General features: G+C 59.4%; 19 protein-coding genes. 8 read left to right on the top strand and 11 right to left on the bottom strand.

Annotated features, from left to right (window positions below; genetic code table 11):
• Nucleotides 1–37: 37 nt before the first annotated feature.
• The 7 genes from AC4FWB_RS18710 to AC4FWB_RS18680 form a co-directional block, all read right to left on the bottom strand.
• Entirely contained in the window at nucleotides 38–1,216 is a 1,179-nt protein-coding gene (locus tag AC4FWB_RS18710; protein ID WP_491027735.1) for a PAN domain-containing protein, read from the bottom strand.
• On the bottom strand, nucleotides 1,200–2,777 hold the full coding sequence (locus AC4FWB_RS18705; RefSeq protein WP_491027734.1) for a hypothetical protein: 1,578 nt from the start codon (nucleotides 2,775–2,777) through the stop codon (nucleotides 1,200–1,202). The genes AC4FWB_RS18710 and AC4FWB_RS18705 overlap by 17 nt, the downstream gene beginning before the upstream one ends.
• A gap of 323 nt (nucleotides 2,778–3,100) precedes the next feature.
• Nucleotides 3,101–3,907, bottom strand: coding sequence for a thermonuclease family protein (locus AC4FWB_RS18700; RefSeq protein WP_491027733.1), 807 nt, complete (start codon nucleotides 3,905–3,907; stop codon nucleotides 3,101–3,103).
• Nucleotides 3,904–4,113, bottom strand: a complete 210-nt coding sequence (locus AC4FWB_RS18695) for a hypothetical protein (protein ID WP_491027732.1) — start codon at nucleotides 4,111–4,113, stop codon at nucleotides 3,904–3,906. The genes AC4FWB_RS18700 and AC4FWB_RS18695 overlap by 4 nt, the downstream gene beginning before the upstream one ends.
• A gap of 10 nt (nucleotides 4,114–4,123) precedes the next feature.
• Nucleotides 4,124–4,507 (bottom strand): excalibur calcium-binding domain-containing protein, encoded by a 384-nt coding sequence (locus AC4FWB_RS18690; protein WP_491027731.1) that lies wholly within the window; start codon nucleotides 4,505–4,507, stop codon nucleotides 4,124–4,126.
• 14 nt (nucleotides 4,508–4,521) lie between these two features.
• Entirely contained in the window at nucleotides 4,522–5,022 is a 501-nt protein-coding gene (locus AC4FWB_RS18685; RefSeq protein ID WP_491027730.1) for a hypothetical protein, read from the bottom strand.
• A gap of 226 nt (nucleotides 5,023–5,248) precedes the next feature.
• A complete protein-coding gene (locus AC4FWB_RS18680) occupies nucleotides 5,249–6,169 on the bottom strand; it encodes a LysR family transcriptional regulator (protein ID WP_491027729.1) in 921 nt (306 codons plus the stop codon).
• Nucleotides 6,170–6,564: 395 nt separating this feature from the next.
• Between AC4FWB_RS18680 and AC4FWB_RS18675 the strand changes: the two genes are divergently transcribed.
• The 8 genes from AC4FWB_RS18675 (at nucleotide 6,565) to AC4FWB_RS18640 (ending at nucleotide 14,056) form a co-directional block, all read left to right on the top strand.
• Nucleotides 6,565–7,350, top strand: coding sequence for an amino acid ABC transporter ATP-binding protein (locus AC4FWB_RS18675; protein ID WP_491027728.1), 786 nt, complete (start codon nucleotides 6,565–6,567; stop codon nucleotides 7,348–7,350).
• Nucleotides 7,351–7,363: 13 nt separating this feature from the next.
• Nucleotides 7,364–8,023 carry an ABC transporter permease gene (locus tag AC4FWB_RS18670; RefSeq protein ID WP_491027727.1) on the top strand — a complete coding sequence of 220 codons (660 nt, stop codon included), beginning with the start codon at nucleotides 7,364–7,366 and terminating at the stop codon, nucleotides 8,021–8,023.
• A gap of 11 nt (nucleotides 8,024–8,034) precedes the next feature.
• On the top strand, nucleotides 8,035–8,766 hold the full coding sequence (locus AC4FWB_RS18665) for an ABC transporter permease (protein WP_491027726.1): 732 nt from the start codon (nucleotides 8,035–8,037) through the stop codon (nucleotides 8,764–8,766).
• Nucleotides 8,756–9,922 (top strand): alanine racemase, encoded by a 1,167-nt coding sequence (gene alr / locus AC4FWB_RS18660; RefSeq protein ID WP_491027725.1) that lies wholly within the window; start codon nucleotides 8,756–8,758, stop codon nucleotides 9,920–9,922. The genes AC4FWB_RS18665 and alr overlap by 11 nt, the downstream gene beginning before the upstream one ends.
• 1 nt (nucleotide 9,923) lies before the next feature.
• Nucleotides 9,924–10,769 carry a transporter substrate-binding domain-containing protein gene (locus AC4FWB_RS18655; protein ID WP_491027724.1) on the top strand — a complete coding sequence of 282 codons (846 nt, stop codon included), beginning with the start codon at nucleotides 9,924–9,926 and terminating at the stop codon, nucleotides 10,767–10,769.
• A 174-nt stretch (nucleotides 10,770–10,943) separates the two neighbouring features.
• The gene (locus AC4FWB_RS18650; protein WP_491027723.1) at nucleotides 10,944–12,203 is read left to right on the top strand and encodes a CapA family protein; all 1,260 of its coding nucleotides are present in this window, start codon (nucleotides 10,944–10,946) and stop codon (nucleotides 12,201–12,203) included.
• A 172-nt stretch (nucleotides 12,204–12,375) separates the two neighbouring features.
• Nucleotides 12,376–13,098 carry a hypothetical protein gene (locus tag AC4FWB_RS18645; protein ID WP_491027722.1) on the top strand — a complete coding sequence of 241 codons (723 nt, stop codon included), beginning with the start codon at nucleotides 12,376–12,378 and terminating at the stop codon, nucleotides 13,096–13,098.
• 178 nt (nucleotides 13,099–13,276) lie between these two features.
• Nucleotides 13,277–14,056: an NAD(P)-binding domain-containing protein gene (locus AC4FWB_RS18640; protein WP_491027721.1), complete on the top strand. Its 780-nt coding sequence runs from the start codon at nucleotides 13,277–13,279 to the stop codon at nucleotides 14,054–14,056.
• A gap of 7 nt (nucleotides 14,057–14,063) precedes the next feature.
• On the opposite strand, the gene AC4FWB_RS18635 is transcribed toward AC4FWB_RS18640, so the two are convergent.
• From AC4FWB_RS18635 to ehuD, 4 genes are read right to left on the bottom strand one after another with little or no spacing between them, the layout of a single operon-like run.
• Nucleotides 14,064–14,819 carry a GntR family transcriptional regulator gene (locus AC4FWB_RS18635; protein ID WP_491027720.1) on the bottom strand — a complete coding sequence of 252 codons (756 nt, stop codon included), beginning with the start codon at nucleotides 14,817–14,819 and terminating at the stop codon, nucleotides 14,064–14,066.
• A 46-nt stretch (nucleotides 14,820–14,865) separates the two neighbouring features.
• Nucleotides 14,866–15,672, bottom strand: coding sequence for an aspartate dehydrogenase (locus tag AC4FWB_RS18630; RefSeq protein WP_491027719.1), 807 nt, complete (start codon nucleotides 15,670–15,672; stop codon nucleotides 14,866–14,868).
• Between the two features lie 4 nt (nucleotides 15,673–15,676).
• Nucleotides 15,677–16,492 (bottom strand): ectoine/hydroxyectoine ABC transporter ATP-binding protein EhuA, encoded by an 816-nt coding sequence (gene ehuA / locus AC4FWB_RS18625; RefSeq protein WP_491027718.1) that lies wholly within the window; start codon nucleotides 16,490–16,492, stop codon nucleotides 15,677–15,679.
• Nucleotides 16,492–17,157: an ectoine/hydroxyectoine ABC transporter permease subunit EhuD gene (gene ehuD / locus AC4FWB_RS18620; RefSeq protein WP_491027717.1), complete on the bottom strand. Its 666-nt coding sequence runs from the start codon at nucleotides 17,155–17,157 to the stop codon at nucleotides 16,492–16,494. Before ehuD ends, ehuA begins: the two co-directional genes overlap by 1 nt.
• Between the last annotated feature and the right edge of the window lie 3 nt (nucleotides 17,158–17,160).

The raw sequence follows: 17,160 nt of genomic DNA, 5'->3' as shown, positions 1-17,160 counted from the left end.
CAACGGTGGCGCACATAAGCTTCAGTCACGCGCCGGATCATTGGTTGCCGGCCGCCTTTGTTCCCGAGGCCACACCCTTGAATACAGATAGCGAGGACACCTGGTCGAGCATCGAACACATGTTGTTTGGACTATCGAAATTGAAGCCCATGCATTTCTGGTCCACCGCGCAAGCGGTCACGCAATTGGCATAATTGCTGGGCTCGTTCGAATAGGAATCGCCCACGACAACTGTATTCTTGTAGAAGACGAGGCTGGAATACTGGACCTTGCTCGCGACCGCGGGCTTTGCCGCCATTGCGGCGTCCGGAGCCCTGACCAGGATAGAGGCGTCGCTTTTCAGGAAGCACGCGGAGTGCTTCTTGTCATAGGTAATTGCCTGACATTGATCGTCACCTTCGCATCTGGTCTCGCATTGATCGAATGAGAGATTCATGAGCGGCATTCCTGGAAGGTCGAAGCCCATCGCGTCCCAACCATCTTGCCCTATGAGTTTCTTGGCCGCTTCGGCTCGTCCAGATGGGAGCTCGAAATCTGCGGCGTTAAATGTCCTGCCATCAAGCCACGCGCATCTCGATGCAAGCTCCCTGGCGGAATCGTCGTTCAACCCAACTGATGCGAGTGTCGCCGGTGGCGCGATGGGAGCTTGGGGCGCCGCAGTCGGCGATACCCGGTTTACCAGATCTGCATTGACATCGACGCCGTTCACTAGCCGACGGGTGTAGCACCACGCCCGATCCCAAGTTGGATCGTTCTCTTCGGTGAAGTAGTGCCCCGATGTAAGCGTCCAATGAGCACCCGCGAAGTCGACCTCCTTCGTGAGGAACTTGTTGAAATCCTCGGTCACCGTATCAGGCTTGTTGGGCGGCGGCGCTGGTGGAGGATCGACCGGCTTTGCCTCCTTGGGTGGATTGGTTCGGTCCGACTTGGGCTGTGTGGTGGTGTCGGGCGGATCGAGTCTGTCGGTGCGCTTCTCGATCGGTTTGTCCGGCACGACAGGCGGTCTGATCTCTCGCCCGAAGAATAGTGCTGCTCCGTATCCGATGCCGACGGCTGCGACCGCCACGGCCGACCCCGTCATCATCCTGCGGAAGGCATTAGCGCGGGCGATCTTGTCGTAGGCTGCAGCTTCAGCCTCTAGAGTGGGAATGGCCGCTTGCTTGACGACCAGGTCGACCGCCCGTTCGAGAAGTGCAGTGTTATGCCGGACCAGCACGTTTGCGACCGCCCTTTGCTGCTACCTTGACGAGATCCACGACCTCGGCAGGCAAATCCTCGTTCAGTGCTTTGCGCAGCGCTTCTGGATCGTCGGTGAGGACTGGAACATACAGAATTTCCTTCACCACTTTTTCGACCGGGACCTCGACGCGCTTTTCCACCTCCCTGTCCACCGGCACTTCGACCGGGACTTTGACCGTTCGCACTCGGTGCCAGCGCCATCTTAGAAGAAGCCGCCTGATCAGACGCGACAATCGGTTCTCGGAACGAGAGTCCGCCTGTGCAGCGATGCGCTGCAGACCGAGAGCCACCATCGCGGTGATCGGTCCGGCAAGGCCGGCGATGACCGCAAGCGAGCCAAACCAAATGGCAGCTATCTTTCCTGCCTCGCCTTCGCTCACCTGTTCAGGCTTCTCGCTGTACCATCGCGCGGCAATTCGTCGGATCTGGTCAGTCCGGGCCAGCGGGATTCGCCTTTTCTCAAGATCATTGAGCCGCTTTGCTATCTCGTCACGTCTGGCCTGATTGGCCGCAAGCACCTTTCCTTCGGCCGCTTCGGCGCTCTGCGCCGCGGACAGGTCTTCTCGCGCTTGAGAAAGCCGTCGTTCCCAATCGGCCGCAATCTCGTCCAGTGACTTCTCCAGATCCGCACGCCGATTTTGCAGCACCTGCTTTTGTTCATCGGTCATCTTGGGGCTTTGCAGCCTCAGCCGGTCGAACTCAGCGCGCGTGGCCACGATCTGCTGATCTAGATCCTGGATCTGCGGCTCGTATTTTGCCTCCGTCTTCGTGCGGGGGTTGGCGAGCTTTCCGATCTCGTCTTCCCAGTGCTTCGCCGATGCCGCGTCGCCGCTTCTCCTAGCGTCTTTGATCCGTTCGACGTAACTGTCTCTTTGTCGCTCAAATTCCTCGACCGCTTGCTTGACCCTGGCGTCTCTTTCGGCGACCAGGTCCGTGCGCCTTTGCTCCTGATCCTTAAGCTGTTCTCTCGCCTTTGCCGCCTCGGGTGTCAGTGCGGTCGTTGCCTGCAGTTCCGCGTCGACATCGCTGATGCGCGCTTGAATTTCCTTTCGCGCATTGTCGGCAAGCGTGCCCACCTCCTCGAGATCGGCCTTTGCTTTGGCAACTTGATCCGTCTCCTTTGCCGCTTCGTCCGAGGCGGTCAGCTTTGCGTTTTCCCGGGTGAGAGTGTCGATTTGGTCGGCGATCTCCTCGTATTGCAGTTCACGAAGAGTGCCCGCCCGCTCCAGGCCAAGAAGCACCGTTTCAAAAGTGATGCCAGCAAGCAGGAGCAGGAAGATCAAAAGCACAGGCTTCCAGAACCAGGAGGCGCTGTACAGAAGCGTTGCGATCGGGATTTTGGTGAGTTCGGCAATCGAGACAATGAAGAACGGCGCGCTCGCCAGAACCAAGTCCATTGCGGTGGCTGATTGGCTGGCTTCGAAGGCTTGGACACCCAAAGCCAAGCCGGTGGCCAATCCGATGATAGATGCTGTAATTTCAAGCGCCCAAGCGCCACGGTATGTCCACTGACCGTAGCTGGCCAGCTTTTGGCTCATGCTTGAATTCACCGGGCGCCCCCGCCTTTTTACTTTCCCATTTTACCCTGCCATTTAATCGCTGGGCTTGCATCAGGAAATTCTCTCAAACGGACAAAGCGGTCCACAAGTTGGAAATATCGTTACTATGATCCGGCCGGGTTGCCTTCCGGTCGAGTAAGCCGGCGGAAAGCGCTCTCAGACAAGGCTTCGCCTGCCCCCAATTGGCGTCTGATCGAGAACGCGAAGGAACGAACCTACTTCAAGAATCCGGGCCCGCTGCTTTCTTTGCGCGCAGCGACCGACCTGGATGTCCCCAAAAGTGGTTCCGTCCTGAAGAAACTTTAGCGCTTTGATCTTCGCCAACCCGCTGCGACAGCCTCGGCTTCCGAACAGAACCATCTTTCCCCCTTGGCCGGGCTAATTAGGGTGACGCTGTAATATTTTTGTCCGGGCATATGATAAATGCGTTCGCCCTCGGCCGATATGTTGCCCTTGATGTTGCAGGCGGCACTTCCACCGCCGAAAACCGAAAGCGGTGCAGTCGTTGGCACGTCGTCACTGTGTTGCGCTCGCCAGTCCCACGGTGCTTGAAAGGACCCCATCCACAAACCGGCCCTCGCAGCCTCGGCTTTCGATTGTTGCGGTGCATATTCCCCGTGGCTGTACTTCGGCCAATCGAGAGCCTGCCCATGCTCGACCATCCACGCGGCCACGTTGGCGCCGTCGGATCGCGCGCAATCTCCGACGAAGCGCCCGTAGCGATCCCACGTAACGAATGAGCAATGAACCGGCCTGGCGGCAGCCAAGTACTCATCCAGGGCTTGGGCGGAACGCCGGCCGCAGGGATATTCGAACCCCTTCGCGTCATCGCAGTACTGGCGGCTCTCAGGCGCGTCGATCCCGTTGAGACGAATTCGTTGACCATGCACCTCGATCGTATCGCCATCGATGACCGAGGCGACCCCGGCAATCGCGACAGACTTCGATTTTATCAGGTTTTGCAGATTGATCTCCGGCAGCGAGCCGGTGTTGTGCATCACAAACTGTGTCACCAGAGCGGAGGCCGCCGCTACAGTTACCAGCACGAGGCGAAGCGGCACATTTAGCCAACGGCTGACGCGACAGCGTTTGGCGCCGAACTGCTTCATCTGCTTCCAAACAGCTTTTTTAGCAGGCTCCAGAAGCTGACGGTGGTGCGGTCATAGACCCGATTGTAAGCGGCTCGCTTGGGGTCGGTGACCCATCCCATTCCGCGTGGGGCTTGCAGGCCGAAACTCCGCTTCACCATGCGCTTGACGGATGTTCTGGCCGCCAGGCTGCGTTTGATGCTTGGTCTGCGGATCCCGAATTTCATTTTTGCTCCCCTACCTCTCGCAACCCACGCCATCATGATCACGGTCAAGGTGGTTGGGATCGGACGGGCCGACCGCAACGGGTCCCTGGACCACGGGATTGTTGCCCCTACCACCGGCGCAGTCCAGATCGGCGCCGCTGTTTGGCATGGCCGATGCCGGCTGCGACGTTCCGCGGTATCTTTGAACGACAGCCGTCATCCGCTGCCCGTCGCCCTCGATTTTCGTGTTGTTGCTGTTGGGGTTGAACGGGTCGACCGTCTGGAGAAGTTGGTTCTGGCGAGTGGAGTCGCCAGCCGCCAACGTCATCGTGTCGTAATTGTTGAGATAGTCGGCCGCACAGCCGCTAACGCATAAGGCCACGATGGCGACGCACACCGAGATTACTCTTCGCATGGCCTCGATCCACCTTACACCGGGGACGGATTGATGCCAGCTGATTTCAGCTGCGCTCCAAGTTTCGCTCGCGTGGCGCAAGCCGCCTTGTCACCAGCAACGCATTTGTTGTTCGCGTCCGACCAGTCCAACAGCGTGGTATTGATCCAGCTGCCAGGCGCGCGTGCAATCCCATAGGATGTAGGTGGTGCAACGGTAGCGACCGATGCTGCTGCCGCGCCAGCTTGTCCATGCGGCGCACGCTTCCAGCCGCTGATGATGAGACAATTCCTCATGAAATCATCTTCAGCAATTGCATTGCCGATAGCATTGCCGATCCCGGCACCGGCAACAAACCCCGGCGACCCGATCGCAATATAGCCTTGGTCTACTGACCTTTTCTGCAGTTCGCATTGTGCATGGGCGACATCGAAACCCGGCCCATACCCGATCTGAACATAGTCTGCTTGATTGCTAGTTTGACAGCCGAATAGCGCGGCAGCGGCACAGAGTGCCAGCAACACCTTTATTTTCATACCCCAACCCTCCCACGGCTGAGGCCAGCATCTCTCAAAGCAAATATTAGCGCAAGCTAGCAAATCTGTTCTGGCAAATGTTTGTGGGTTTCGGAAGTTTGCTGTAGCCTGGCATTGTCCGGGTTGTTTGCGGCGCCAAGCTGGGCAGCCTTCTTTACGTCATCGCAATCGCGCTGTCCCGGCCGCCTGCACCTCTCGAATGGCAGGATGTTGCGTCCTTTACAAATCAGGACGTGCCGGCCACGTCCTGTGCGCACTCGACGAGCACGTCCACCGCCTGCTGAAGCAGAGTGCCGAGCCGCCGGCCTTTTTGCCAGAACACGACGTAATGATAGAGGGCGCTTGGCTCGAAGGGGCGGACTTCTACTGGAAAAGATGCGAATTGCCGGGCGGCAAAGGTGTTGCTGCTTGAAATGCCCAGACCTGCGGCGACGAAACTGACTTCCTGGCCAATGACGTCGACCTGTATCGCGAGATGCGGTTCCGCTCCCATGTATCGCAGTGCGTTCTCGTTCATGAGATGCGACTGCATCCGGGGTTCGACATCGGCAAGCGGTTCTCCTACGAGGTCTTCCGGCCTGATGATGTCCTTTTCGGTGAACCGGTGGCCACGGGGGAAAATATAAACATTGGTCGCGGTCGTCGCCGGGCGCCAGTCGAAGACGTTGCCGTCCAGCGGCAGCCGCGCGATTCCAAGGTCGGCGCGTCCCTCCAGCACGTGGTCCGCCACTTCCGGGTAGGTGCCCGACCTGAGAACAATCCCGGCGACCGGCTGGCGTGCGCGCAGCTTGCGGAAAGCCTCCGGAAGAAGCCGGAATGAGAAGACGTGCGGCGCGGCGATGCTGATCGTATCGCTGTCGACACCTTTGAGCGACGCGACCGTCCTGGCGATCCTCTCCATCTGAACGAAGGCCGCGTCGGTATCGCGAAAAAGGATCATCGTCTGGGTCGTCGGAAGAAGCCGCCCCTTGGCGCGCACGAACAACTGGACCCCGAGCAGCCCCTCCAATATCCGGATTTGCTGGCTGACGGCAGGCTGGGTGATTTCGAGCGCCTTGGCGGCAGCCCGCTCCGAGCCCGACCTGACGACCTCGCGCAGGATCTGAAGCTGGCGAAGCGTGATGCCGGTTTTTGAGATTTCCACCATGACGAGGCTTCCGTGCGGCTCCCGGTTTTCGCGTTCTCCGCGCAAAGATCAACTTATACGGCCGGGCCGATTGCGCCACACTGATTGGAGCAACTGCGCCCAAGGCGGCTATTCGAACTGAGATGATGTTCAACCATATTAGCTGAACTTATCGAAAAATAATTTCGCTTATAAATTGACCCCAGGAAGCCCGCGCGCAATTCTGAGGTCAAGACGCCCTTCCGAAGGCGCCTGGCGCCGGAGCAAAGCGGCGCTCCCACACATCGACAACCGAAAGCAGAAGGATGATGCCGCTCCATGCGCGCAGCAATGGCCTTGCCCTGTCCAGTATTCCGCGTATTTCGCATCGGCAGCACGCGGTCTCTGGCGCGGAGCGCGTGATGCCTGGCGGTCCGATGTCTGACCAGGCCCTGACGCACGGCATCCGCGCCGAGCGGATCGAAAAGCGGCTTGGCGGCAACGATGTCCTGCGCGGCGTGGACCTCGATGTCCGGCCGGGCGAAATTCTCTCCATCCTCGGCAGCAGCGGCTCGGGCAAGAGCACGCTTCTGCGGTGCCTCAATCTCCTGACGGTTCCCGACCGCGGCGACATCTGGATCCACGGCGAGAAACTGGCGATCCGAGCCGCCTCGCGGCATGGTGGGCCGGCCGGAATCCTCGACCAGCGGCAGGTCCGCAGGGCGCGGGCTTCCGTGGGCATGGTGTTCCAGAACTTCAATCTCTGGCCCCACAAGACGGTGCTTGAGAATGTCACGGAAGGCCCGGTCCTGGTAAAGGGCATGCGGCGCAACGCGGCCGCCGATCTTGGGCATCACTATTTGGCCAAGGTCGGGCTTTCGGGCAAGGCGGAGGCCTGGCCCCACCATCTCTCGGGCGGCCAGCAGCAGCGCGTGGCGATTGCCCGCGCGCTGGCGATGGAGCCACGCGTGCTGCTCTTCGACGAGCCGACCTCGGCGTTGGACCCGGAACTGGTCGGCGAGGTGCTGCGCGTCATGGCCGCGCTTGCGGAAGAGGGGCGCACGATGGTGATCGTCACCCACGAACTGGCTTTCGCCCGGGAGGTGTCGACGCGGGCAGCCTTCATGCATTGCGGGTTGATCGAAGAGGAAAGCCCGCCGCGGGAATTCTTCACTTCTCCCGTCTCCGGCCGCCTACGCGGCTTTCTCGCTTCGCATCGATAGAAAGGCTTCGCGCATGGACGGGTTCGCGGTGCAGTTCGTCAACGGACTGAAGACGACGGTGCTGCTGGCGCTGGTCAGCGGCGCCCTCGGCATGGCGCTCGGCCTGCTTGCCGCGGCCGGGCGATTGTCGCGGTGGCGGGCGGTAAGCCTCGCGGCCGGTTTCTACACGACGATCATTCGCGGTGTGCCCGAGCTGATCATCATCCTGCTGATCTATTTCGGCGGAACGGTCGCCATCAGCGCTTTCTTCGGCCGCTATGTCGAGGTCGACGCATTCCTCGCCGGGGTCGCCTCCCTCACCGTCGTCTTCGGCGCCTATACGGCGGAAATCTTCCGGGGGGCGGTGCTCAGCATCCCGACGGGGCAGATCGAGGCGGCGCGCTCGCTCGGGCTGCATCCGTGGCAGACCTGGCTGCTGGTCATCCTGGCGCAGATGCTGCGCATCGCGCTCCCGGCACTTGCCAACCAGTGGATATCCCTGATCAAGGAAACGTCGCTGATCTCGATCGTCGGGCTGACCGATATCATGCGGGTCGCGGCCATCGGCGCGGGCTCGCTGCGGGCGCCGCTGACGTTCTATCTCGCCGCGTCGGCCCTCTATCTCGCGCTGACCAGTCTTGCGCTGCTGATCTTCAATCTTCTCGATCGGCGTTTCGCCGTTCCCGGACGGTGAGGCGCCAGGTCATGGACATCACGCTTCTCCTCACCAGCACGGCCACGCTTGCCGGCGGCATTCCGCTGACGCTGCTTTTGACATTCGCATCGCTGTTTGCGGGCCTCGTCCTTGCCGTGCCCCTGGCCTTCATGCGCGCCTCGTCCCGCAAATGGCTTTCACGGCCCGTGCTCGCCTATACCTATGTGTTTCGCGGCACGCCTCTGCTTGTCCAGCTTTTCATCATCTACTACGGCCTCGGTCAGATCGGCGCTATTCGCACGAGCGTGCTTTGGGTCGTGCTGCGCGATCCTTTCTGGTGCTGCCTGCTGGCCTTTTCCCTGAACGGCGCTGCCTACGCGACGGAAATCTTTCGCGGCGGGATCCAGGCCGTGGCTCCCGGCATGATCGAGGCGGCGCAGGCGGTGGGCATGTCGCCGTTACAGATCAAGCGCCGCATCATCTTCCCGATCGCCTTTCGAAGCGTGCTTCCCTCCTATGCCAACGAGGTCATCAGCCTCGTGAAAGCGACGTCGCTCGCCAGCACCGTGACCTTGCTGGAGATAACCGGTCTTTCGCGAAAACTGGTCTCGGAAACCTTTGCGCCCTACGAGATCTTCATTGCTGCCGGCGTGCTCTATCTCGGCCTGACTTTCCTCCTGGCCGGCTTTTTCCACGTGCTGGAAGCCCGGTTGAATGGCGCGCCACTGGTAAAAGCGCTCCCGCGCCGGGTTGCCCTGCAGCAGGTGGCCCGTGAGCAATAGTCCCCGTCAAAGCCCGCTGCCGCTCCGTGAGACTGCCTGGCGTGAGATCGACTTGCCGGCCATCGCCTCCAATTACCGCGCCATCCGGGCGGCGATCGGCCCCAACACGAAAGTCTTCGCCTGCCTGAAGCAGGACGCCTATGGCTGCGGGGCGGGGAACGTTGCGTCCCTGTTGTCCGCGGCGGGTGCCGACGCCTTCGGCGTGGTGTCGATCGCCGACGCTCAGGCCGTACGAAAAGCGGCGCCGGGAAAGCCCATCCTCATGTATCCGGGCATCGGCCCCAACGCCGTCGATCTTGTCCGGGATCTCGATTTGACGATTTCGATTTCCGGCGAAGCGGACCTGGCGGGCTGGCTTAAGACCGGCGCGCCGCTCAAGGTCTTCGTGAAGGTCGACCTGGGCTTTTGGCGCGCCGGCGTGGCCCCTTCCGGCCTCCGACGTCTGATCGATCTGTGCGCTTCCCAAGGCAATGTCGCCGTCGACGGTCTTTATGCCCATCTCAACGAGTTCGGCGACGCCGGCTCCTCGGCGCCGGCGCAGGTTGCGCGCCTGACGCCACTTCTCGAAGAGCTGAAGGCAAAGGGGCACCGTCCCGCAACGGTCATGGTCTCAAGCAGCGAAAGCCTGCTGCACCATCCGGAGTTCGACATGGACGCGGTCGATCCCGGCGCGCTCCTCTTCGGATTGACCCGTTCTCCCGCCGGGCGCCGCACCCTGCCCACTCATCCGGCCCTGTCGACGATCAAGGCGCGCATCGTCGCGCTCAAGACGTGCCACGACAGCATGGGCACGCCTCCGGGCCTTAAGGGATACCACCCGGCCATGCGCCTGGCGGTGCTGGGCATCGGCTGGGGGCACGGTGTGCCGCGATATCTCGCTTCCCCGGCCTCGGTGCTGGTCAGGGGGCGGCGCGCGTCGATCGTGCCGCCCATCCATCTCGAGCACCTTCGCATCGATGTCACCGATATTCCCGAAGCCGAGCTCGGGGATGAAGCGATCCTGCTCGGCGCCACGGACGCGGACTGCATCACGCTGCCGGAACTCGCAGGCGCCTGGGACACGGACGAAACGGGCGTCGCCTGCGGCCTGCGGGAGAGCCTGCGGCGCATACACGTGACCGAAAAACAGAAACCCAATCAAGAAGAAGGGGAATAGCATGAAACGACAACTGGCTTTCGCTCTCCTGGCGACCCTGCTCGTCGGCAGCCTTGCTCATGCCGAGGAGCGCAAGGCGATCACCATCGCTTCGGAAGGGGCTTCGCCGCCCTGGGACTATATCGACGAGAAGGGCGCGCTCGTCGGCTTCGACATCGACGTCGGCAACGAGCTCTGCGCCCGGATGAAACTGCAATGCACCTTCGTCGCCCAGGACTGGGACGGCATCATCCCCGGCCTTCTCGTGAAGAAATATGACGCGATCATCGCCGGCATGTCGATCACGGAAAAGCGCAAGAAATCGATCGCCTTCTCGGTTCCCTATGCGGCGGCACCGAACCAGATCGTCATGCGCCGGGGGCTCGGCCTACCCCCCGGCGACATCGATGCGAAACTCAACCTGACGGACATCGACGCGGCGAAGAAGCAGACCATCGAAAAGCTGAGGGAAAGCCTGAAGGGCAGGACCCTCGGTGTCCTGCGCTCGTCCAATTCGGAGGCGGTCGTTCGCGAACTCTTCGGCGATATCGCGGAGGTGCGCAGCTATGACAGCCAGGAGAATATCAAGCTTGATCTTGCCTCCGAGCGGATAGACGGGGGGCTGGGAGACCGTTTGGTGTGGAAGCAGTTTCTCGATACGCCGGAGGGCAAGGCGGTCGAATTTTTCGGCCCGCAGCTTTCAGGCGGCACGTGGGGCCCAGGCGTCGGTGTCGGTCTTCGCAAGGAGGATACCGATCTCGTCGAAGCCTTCGACAAGGCTATCGAAGCGAGCGTCAGGGACGGCGCGCTCGGCAGGATCAGCCAGAAGTGGTTCGGCGTGGATATTTCCCCGCAGCTCGCCAAGTGACCGCTCGCCGTCGATTTCTGGCGGCCTCGAAATGCATGTCGCCCAGAAGCGTGCAGCGGTTCTGGGACAACAACATGCAACAAAGCAAGGACCTAAGCGCGTCGCCTGAATCCGTTTTAACGCGACGCGCCTTAGGCGCCGCCACTCCCCCAATTTATCCCAAGGTACGTCTCCATGTCTTCACCGTTCACGCTCGTCCTGACCGGGCAATCTCTCATTCATCATGATGTTCGGCAGGTCCAGGACAAAGGATTTGCCGCGATCAAGGCGCTGATCCGGCAAGCCGATATCGCCTTCACCAATTTCGAGACGACGGTCCTCGGCCGGCATGGTGGATGGCCGATGAAAGGTTCCTACTTTGGCTGTTCGGCGCCCATGGTTCTGGATGCGCTGAAGGACACCGGCTTCAATGCCTTGGCGCTTTCCAACAACCACGCCTTCGACCTCGGCCCACCCGGCATTCTGTCTACGCTCGAAGAGGTTGCGGGCAGGGACTTCCTTCATGCCGGTATCGGTGTCGATGCCGCGGATGCGCGTCATCCAGGAATGAAAACCTTCGGCACGAGACGGGTGGCGCTGGTTGCCATGGACGCGGGACCTGGCCCGGCCACTATGTATGCGGCCGACGCGACGGATCGGTGTCCCGCAAGGCCCGGCGTGAACGGGCTCGATGTATCGAGGCGATTTGAGGTCGAGTCTGAGGTGTTTGCGAGCCTGACCGGCATTCAGGACACCTTCCAAAGCAGCAAGATGGAACGGGCCAACTATGCCCAGCCGCACGATCCGCCCGAACTTCGATCGCCTGACGAGATCGATTTTTACGGAACGATCTTTTGCCGCTCCTCCAGGAACAGACGCCGGATCCTGGTGGACGAGGCGAGCCTGCAAAGTCACCTCTCGGCGATCCGCCGGGCCGCCGCGGAGGGTGCCTTCGTCATCGCCTACCTCCACCATCACCATTGGGAGCCGAACTGGCGAGAGGTTCCAGCGTGGGTTCAGTCGCTCGCGCGCGCCTACGTCGATGCCGGGGCAGGGGTGTTCGTCAGTCACGGTGCCCCTGTCCTGCAGCCTGTGGAAATCTATCGCGGGGCGCCGATCTTCTTCGGGCTGGGCAATTTTCTCTTCCATCTCAACGAGGGCGAGGTGGTGTGGAATGCGCCGGACGTTTGGAAAAGCGTTGTCGCTACGTGCCGTTTCGATCCCGATGCGCGGTTGCAGTCGATTGATCTCCTTCCCGTCATCATCGGCGGCGAGCGGATGCTGGACGCCGAAAATTATCATGACCGCGTCGTTCCGGCTCCGGCGTCGAAAAAGCTGGGAGCCGAGATGATCGAGGACTTGGCGGCTCGCTCATGGTCGCACGGCGTATCGATCACCGTCAAAGCGGGTGACGAAATGACATGTGGTTGCTTGCGAGCGAAAGGCTCGCTTTGACCTCTCGAACGGTGAGAGGGAATTCGGCGGACGACCGAGCGGGACCCGATATTTCGCTTCAAAGGCAGGTTGACACGGCAGTTTGCGCCTATTTCGGACGTTAGCGGCCTGCGGCCCAATCTCCGAAAGTTGAGGTTGCATCGGCAGCGTGGATGACCTACGACGCGATGGCTTGATCACGCACAGTACGCAACGCGCGCCGGAAGGAATGGTCTTCGATGCGAAATTGACGGCCACGGGAATCAAGCACTACGAGAAAACCTATCCCTCGGCCGCGCCACGCAATGCGCCTATTCTCGTGGCGCTGGATCGGATCCGCGACATTTTGATCGGCGTCGCGACCGACGGGCCAAGAATTCAGCAGGTCGACGCTGATTACCGTACGCTCTTCGGGGAGTTAAGCTCCCAACTCGCCGATCAAGGCATAGATAACCCGGTTCCGTTTTCCGATCTTTGGCAGTGGTATGGCCGCTGGAGCAGCGGCGACCTTCCAAGCTATCAGTCACGCCGCCAATTCATTGCCGAGTTGATCGATCCAATTGCTGCTCGGCTTCGCTCTGGACGCGCGCCCTCTGTCACTCCTCCTACGGGCTCGAGTCTTGTCGACCAGCAGATCGGCATTGCTCGCAAGAAGCTGGAAACCGCGCAGAATGAGGTTGAATATCAGAGCGTAGGACTCGTCTGCCGTGAGGCCCTTCTCTCATTAGCCAAGGAAGTCTTTGTGGCCGCACAACACCCGATCCTTGAGGTCGTTGGTCCTTCAGATTTCAAAAGGATGATAAAGGCGTACATCGCTGTCGAACTTGCAGGCGGCGCGATCGAGGAACTCAGAAAGCACGCGCGCTCGGCCCTTGATCTTGCCAATCACACCACACACAAGCGAAGCGGCGATTAGCCTGGAAGCAACAGTCCGGGACGACGTCTCTGAACGAAGTCAGTCGACCAGTCTGCGCTTTCGAAATTTACAAGGCAAAAATTCTATTGCAGAGAGAACTTGAAACAGCACGGATGCTCGTCAGGCCATCGTGGACGGCAGACACCGTGAGAAATATTCTCCTAAGGATCCTGCGCGTATGAAGGTGCCGACAGTGGGGGTCATCGGGACAGGGGACTTTTCCGCCTATCTCATCGGTGCACTGCGCAAGGGCGGTTTTGGCGGTCCGATCCTTCTCTCGCCTTACAGCCGATCTAAGGCGGAGGCACTTGCAAGTGCGCATCATTGCACCGTGGCCGTCGATGATGCGAGCGTTATCGCTGGTGCCGATTGGATCCTGCTCGCAGTGCGCCCGGAACAGCTTGCCAAAGCGATCCCAAGGCTTGCATTGCGCTCAGAGCAGGTTTTGATTTCGGCCATAGCTGGCGTCACGGTTGCGGAATTGCGCAAGGCAACGGGGCACCGATTGGTGATCCGCATTATGCCATCGAGTTACATTGAGTCGGTCAGCGAAGGCCTGCTTCCCATCTTTCCGGCATCGCCTGAAGTAGAAGCGGTGCTGACAGCGGCGGGCAATGTTGTGGCTTTCGATACCGAGGACCGATTCGAACTTGCGATGGTCGGAGCCTGCCTCGCAGGCTGGATGTACCGCTTCATCGGCACGCTCGAAGCCCGTTTTTTAGAGTACGGTCTTACCCCGGCGCAAGCACGGTTGATTGTGGCTGGCAATATGGCAGGCGCTACTCGCCACGCCCTGGCGCGGCAGGATGAGTCCCTGGACATCCTATCCGACAAAATCGCGACGGAGGGTACCTATACCCGAGCTGGACTGGACCACCTTGTTCAGGAGCAGGCAACCCTACCTTGGGTGGAGGCGATCGACTTAGTGCACAGAAGATTGGCCTTGCTAAAGCGTTGATCGGGCCCTAGGTTGATTTGTTAGCCGCCTCTAAGGCGTCGAGCCTAGATATCACCATCGCCAAATGCGACTTGTGAACCGTTGCTACCAACCGAACGTCCCGCAGCTCCAAGCTTCTTCTTATCATTCGCAGTTCATCCAGAAGGTCTTCTACCTGCTGCCGGAAATTCATCTGTTCCAGTAGCAAAAACCAGAATCTTGCGGATTGGAAGAACAAGATATCATTGAAGTTTCTGAGGGGGCCATTGCTGCTTAAGCCATGCAGGATCCTGTGTAGTCGGATGATTATTTCCGCAAACTGCCGTTTGTCCTTGCCAACAAGAAGTTGGCGGCAAACTTGCTCCAATTCGTCAACCTCGCCAATGATCTCGTCGGTGATTGGAAGCGGCGAAGATTCCGCCATCGCATCCATCAGTCGCATGCGAACGACGTATATATCACGCATCGAGCCCAGATCGATGGACGTGACTTCAGTGCCATTGCCGTGCTGGCTTACGATGAGACCGTCGTATTCAAGGCGTTGCAAGACGGTGCGCAAGGGCGTCCGGCTGACGCCAAATTCCGACGCAAGTTCCCTTTCATTCAGGCGGCTACCCGGCTGATAGTCGAGGAGACATATTCGGCGACGCAGCTCGAGATAAATTTCTTGCTTGCTCATTTTGCCGGCAAGTTGGCTGTCCCCTTCAGACATGCCTTCTTGGCGTTCAGGAAAGTTTAGCGAGGCGCTTTCGCTAATGGACCCCGGTGAGCTGTTGGGTATCATCGATCGCTTTTTCCAAGGGTGGCCGAAGGACGTAGTCTGCGTAGCATCAAGTGCCAATGCGCAAAACAGCATTCATTTGGCGCAGGAATGCTATAACGCTCTGCGAGGTAATTCGACCCGTGGCTGGATTCTCGTCGCTTGGCCTATTTCTTATCGACATCGAAAAATTCGAGCTGTCGGACTCCACGGTTACGGTGTGAGTGTTGAATTCCAAGGTTGGATCCGCCCAAATTTCCATCTGTGTGCGGTCAGGTCCCAGCCCCGCCAAGCTAAGGGCGGCGGCCACATTCACATTGGCCGGGAACTCCTTCGCGACCTCGCTTACCGATCCGCTCAAAACGCAGACCGCTTCCGCCAAGTTTTCCAATAACATGCCGTTGCGCACAACATATGGTGCGGCTGCAAGGCTTCTTGGCGGTTTTCGGGTGCTGATCTTCACTTGATGAATTTCACCGACCGCGACTGCTTTGATGGCATCGAGCCCAAGCATCGCGCCCGACGGGATCGCGATGCGCCCGCCAGTGCGGCGCGCTAACTCCACAAGATCATCTCGACGCAGGAGTTGGCTGGCCGACATAGCAAGGAGCGTCTTCCCCTCCCTGAGAACGGGCAGCGCCACCGCTTCAAACATGCTTGGCGGGAGGCACTCCAGAACCAGATCGCATTTGAGTGGCAACTCCTGCAAGGCCACAGTCGCTATTCCTTTCTGGGAAAGGGTCGCCTTGAATTGCGACGCGCGCTCCGCTGTACGGGCGGCAATGGCAGTTAGTTCGCAACCCGGTATTTTTCCGCGGTCCAGCGCATGTGCCACCGCCGAACCTATAGCGCCAATTCCGGCTATACCAATCCTCATTGGATCAATCCGCGGCCTTGACTGCGCTCAAAAACTGCTGTGTTCGTTTGCTTTTCGGGTTGGTGAACAGCTCCGTCGGACTGCCCTGTTCTTCGATCTTTCCGCCGTAGAAGAAACAAACACGATCGGAAATGTCGCGCGCGAATCCCATTTGATGAGTCACCATGAGCATCGTGAGCCGATGTTTGAAGACCAGATCTCGGATAACGTTCGTGACTTCACCAATTACCTCAGGGTCGAGCGCCGAGGTCACCTCATCGAACAGCATCACCTTGGGCCGCATGGCCAAGGCCCGCGCAATTGCCACGCGTTGTTGTTGGCCACCGGAGAGACGCGAAGGATGTTGGTCCTTCTTATCGATCATTCCAACCATCTGGAGAAGTTCTTCGGCGCGATGCTGCGCCTCCCTGCGCGAAAGCCCCAAAACTTGAAGTGGGCCCTCCATACAATTTTGTAAGGCTGTCATGTGCGGAAACAAATTGAAATGCTGGAAGCACATTCCAATTGAGGATCGGGCTTTGCGGAGATACTTTGCATCCGCCGGCACCAACTTCCCGTTTTTGGGCATATGAGTAAGGGGCCTGCCGTCCACATAAATGACGCCACCGCTAATCGTTTCAAGGGTCATAAGCATCCGCAGGACCGTGGTCTTGCCAGATCCAGAGGGTCCAATGATGGTGACCATTTCGCTTGGCGAGACATCCAGGTTCAAATTGTCCAGAACGACCAGGTTGCCATAGGTCTTGCGCACGTTCATGAACCGAACCATTGGGATATCGGGGCCGGACAGCTCGAGGGGATAAGAGGAGAGTTCTTCCATTAGTCCATTCCTAGCTTCCGCCGACTCCAGGCTTCGAACCCACGAATGAAGCGCGCGGAGGTCAATGAGATGATCAAGAAAATAGCGCCCACGATCGTGTAGGGCTCAAGGTAGCGATAGTTCTGCCCGCCGACGGCGTTTGCCGCCTGCATCAATTCCCCGACACCAATCACCGAGAGCATAGGGGTATCTTTAAAGATACTGACAAGGTAGTTGCCCATACCGGCAATTGAAGGCGGAAGGGCCTGCGGCAAGATGATCCGCCTATAAGATTGCATTGTGGTCAGGTTGATGGCGGTGCACGCTTCCCATTGGCCCCTAGGGATCGATTCGATGCCGCCGCGGTAGACCTCCGACAAATAGGCTGCATAGTGCAAGCCGATTGCAATCATGCCTGCTACCCATGGACTGAGTTCAATCCCGTATTCAGGCCCGACGTAGTAGACAAAGAAGATCTGGAGAACGAGTGGGGTGGAGCGAATGAATTCCACAACTTCACGAACAAACCGTGTGAGTATTTGAAACCGCGTGCGTTGAGCGAGCGCGAGCAAAAGACCAATCAGAGCTGCGATTGCGTATCCGATGCCGGCCGCCATTAGGGTGTTGACAGTCGCCCAAAGCATCCTTGGCAGAATCTCGGCCGTAAATTCCCAATCCCACTGCATTGC

The sequence above is a fragment of the Mesorhizobium sp. LEGMi-168a genome (assembly GCF_058312955.1).
Note: the sequence above shows the minus strand (reverse complement) of the source record. Positions and strands in the feature narration are given on the sequence as shown.

Excerpts from the sequence above, each read along its gene's own strand:
- AC4FWB_RS18705 (WP_491027734.1), bottom strand. The coding sequence starts at position 2,777 with ATGAGCCAAAAGCTGGCCAGCTACGGTCAGTGGACATACCGTGGCGCT.
- AC4FWB_RS18700 (WP_491027733.1), bottom strand. The coding sequence starts at position 3,907 with ATGAAGCAGTTCGGCGCCAAACGCTGTCGCGTCAGCCGTTGGCTAAAT.
- AC4FWB_RS18695 (WP_491027732.1), bottom strand. The coding sequence starts at position 4,113 with ATGAAATTCGGGATCCGCAGACCAAGCATCAAACGCAGCCTGGCGGCC.
- AC4FWB_RS18690 (WP_491027731.1), bottom strand. The coding sequence starts at position 4,507 with ATGCGAAGAGTAATCTCGGTGTGCGTCGCCATCGTGGCCTTATGCGTT.
- AC4FWB_RS18685 (WP_491027730.1), bottom strand. The coding sequence starts at position 5,022 with ATGAAAATAAAGGTGTTGCTGGCACTCTGTGCCGCTGCCGCGCTATTC.
- AC4FWB_RS18680 (WP_491027729.1), bottom strand. The coding sequence starts at position 6,169 with ATGGTGGAAATCTCAAAAACCGGCATCACGCTTCGCCAGCTTCAGATC.
- AC4FWB_RS18675 (WP_491027728.1), top strand. The coding sequence starts at position 6,565 with ATGTCTGACCAGGCCCTGACGCACGGCATCCGCGCCGAGCGGATCGAA.
- AC4FWB_RS18670 (WP_491027727.1), top strand. The coding sequence starts at position 7,364 with ATGGACGGGTTCGCGGTGCAGTTCGTCAACGGACTGAAGACGACGGTG.
- AC4FWB_RS18665 (WP_491027726.1), top strand. The coding sequence starts at position 8,035 with ATGGACATCACGCTTCTCCTCACCAGCACGGCCACGCTTGCCGGCGGC.
- AC4FWB_RS18655 (WP_491027724.1), top strand. The coding sequence starts at position 9,924 with ATGAAACGACAACTGGCTTTCGCTCTCCTGGCGACCCTGCTCGTCGGC.
- AC4FWB_RS18650 (WP_491027723.1), top strand. The coding sequence starts at position 10,944 with ATGTCTTCACCGTTCACGCTCGTCCTGACCGGGCAATCTCTCATTCAT.
- AC4FWB_RS18640 (WP_491027721.1), top strand. The coding sequence starts at position 13,277 with ATGAAGGTGCCGACAGTGGGGGTCATCGGGACAGGGGACTTTTCCGCC.
- AC4FWB_RS18635 (WP_491027720.1), bottom strand. The coding sequence starts at position 14,819 with ATGATACCCAACAGCTCACCGGGGTCCATTAGCGAAAGCGCCTCGCTA.
- AC4FWB_RS18630 (WP_491027719.1), bottom strand. The coding sequence starts at position 15,672 with ATGAGGATTGGTATAGCCGGAATTGGCGCTATAGGTTCGGCGGTGGCA.
- ehuA (WP_491027718.1), bottom strand. The coding sequence starts at position 16,492 with ATGGAAGAACTCTCCTCTTATCCCCTCGAGCTGTCCGGCCCCGATATC.
- ehuD (WP_491027717.1), bottom strand. The coding sequence starts at position 17,157 with ATGCAGTGGGATTGGGAATTTACGGCCGAGATTCTGCCAAGGATGCTT.